This is a genomic window from Parafrankia soli (genome assembly GCF_001854695.1).
Taxonomy (GTDB): Bacteria; Actinomycetota; Actinomycetes; order Frankiales; family Frankiaceae; genus Parafrankia; species Parafrankia soli.
The window spans coordinates 1-1945 of sequence record NZ_MAXA01000142.1 but is presented as its reverse complement, the minus strand read 5'-3'; the positions used below and the strand labels follow the sequence as shown (position 1 = coordinate 1945).

1 protein-coding gene and 1 pseudogene are annotated in these 1945 nt (G+C 73.9%); both read right to left on the bottom strand.

Annotation, left to right across the window (positions count from 1 at the left end):
• Positions 1-629 (bottom strand): annotated as a pseudogene (locus tag BBK14_RS13185) (hypothetical protein); the annotation flags it as partial.
• A gap of 157 nt (positions 630-786) precedes the next feature.
• Positions 787-1945 (bottom strand): hypothetical protein (locus BBK14_RS38225; protein WP_071062391.1); only part of this gene is annotated, 1159 nt, incomplete at its 5' end.

The following is a 1945-nucleotide window of genomic DNA, read 5'->3' as shown; positions in this document are numbered from 1 at the left end:
CTGGTGCCCATCGCCGTCAACAGTTGGTGCTCATTGCGGCCGACATAGCCAGGATCGGTCGAGAGCAGTTTGGCGGACACCGCCCGGGTCTGCGCGCGGGCCTGCGCGGTCTCCAACGGCCCCGGTTGACGCGCCCCCTGCCCGCCCGGTCCGGCCCGGCCGCCGCCGGGGCGGGGGCCTCCGAAGGTCTCGGCGAGCAGCTGATCGGTCAGGCTGATCGTCGCTCCGATCGCGGTGTCGGCGAGATGGAGCAGCTGCCCTGCACGTCCCGGCGGGCCGCCGGTGCCTTCGGCGCGCACCGCGCGGTGGACGCGGGCGCGGCGTTGGGCGGGGGTGACGGGCAGCAGGTCCAGGCAGATCTCCGCGGTTTCCCCCAGGTCCGGGYGCAGCTGGGCGTAGGCCCGGGCGAACGGGGTGAGCGGATCAGGATCGAAACCCAGGGTGCGTAGCGGCAGCGCGTCGTCGAGACCGAGGGTGAGCTCAGCGCGGGCGGTGTGCAGGTCCTCCCCGGGAGCGGCGAGACGCTCACCGGCACGGATCAACAGCGGCGCCGGGCCCGCAGGGAGCGGGCCCGGCGTGGACACAGGCTCGGCTGGATCGGCGCCGTCGAGGTCAACGAAGGTGGTCACCGGTACTCCTGCGCGATCCGGGCACGGGCTTCTCCTCGCGGTGGGCAGGTCGTCTCTCCTGGGGAAGGCACACCGCGATCGCGCGACGCGACACACGCCGAGGAAAAATTTCGCAGCGGTGCGGTGCGCTGACCCCCGTACCGCCGTAGGTCGCCTGTCAGCGCACCGCGGCCGTGCGGTCGCCGCCCTGGGGTGGGGCGTCCCAGAGGTGGACGGTGGGGCGGGTCCGCAGCGGCAGATCGGCCGGGCCCTTGAGGTGGGCGGGGATGATCTGCTCGGCGTGTTCGCAGCCGCCGTCGGCGTGCGCGCGGGGATTGAGGCAGGTGTTGCGCCGATACGGCGCGACCGGCCACCGGTGGGTCCACATCGGTGCGTCACGCCCGGTGGAACCGGCCCGGTCGCGCTGCGCGGCGTCCGAGGTGGGCTGGTGGGTGGGGTGCACTCGCACGATCCGCACCCGCCCGTCGGTGATCCCGGCGCGGGTGTCGCGGCGCCGTCCCGCCCGGGGGCGGGGCAGGACATCCATGTCGGTGAGAGGCCGCCGGACCGCCCGCTGGGTGATCAGCTGCCAGGCGGTGTAGACGACCTGCGCCCATTGGGCCGGCGTGTTCGCCGTGGGGGTGTGGAAGGTGGACCCGAACTCCAGCAGGGTCTCGTCGTCCCRGGTCAGCGGGCCGAGGAAGCGCCGGGGGGCGACCTGGTCGGCGGTGAGAGGAACGCCGGCGGGGTCCAGGGCGACGACCGTGTCCCGCGGCAGGGAGGCCAGGCCGCTTCCCGTCGCGGTGTAGAAGGTGATCCACACCCCGTGCAGATGGGACGGGAGAAGCCGGCGTCCCCCGTCCCGCGTGACGGCCCACCGGGAGTCCTGCCGACGCTGCGCCGCGCCGTCACGGGGAACCCACAAGGACCAGGAGACCGCGACGATGGGCACCGAGACCCGCAACGGGCCGCCGGCCGGACGCAGGCCGCCGACGTGCATGGACTCCCGCAGGTCGACCGTGTAGCTGCCGATCGGTTCCTCGAAGAGCATGAACCCGCCCGGGGCAGGCAGCCGGTCGGCGTGAATCCGTTCGGTGGGCGGGGTGGCGGCCACCGCGAGCGCCAACGCTGTCATGTCGGCGGTGACGTGGAACAGGGTGGCCTCGGCCAGCCTGCGGCTTTCCGTGGCGTCGAGTTCGGCGGCGATGTGCGGCAGTGACCAGGGGTCGCCCTGGGGTCCGACCGGGATGAGGGTGCCGCGGCCCTGCCCGAGCGCGCTGATCAGCGCGGCGATCCTCACCGGGGCGTAAGCGGTGTCGCACAGGCGGCCACGCCAG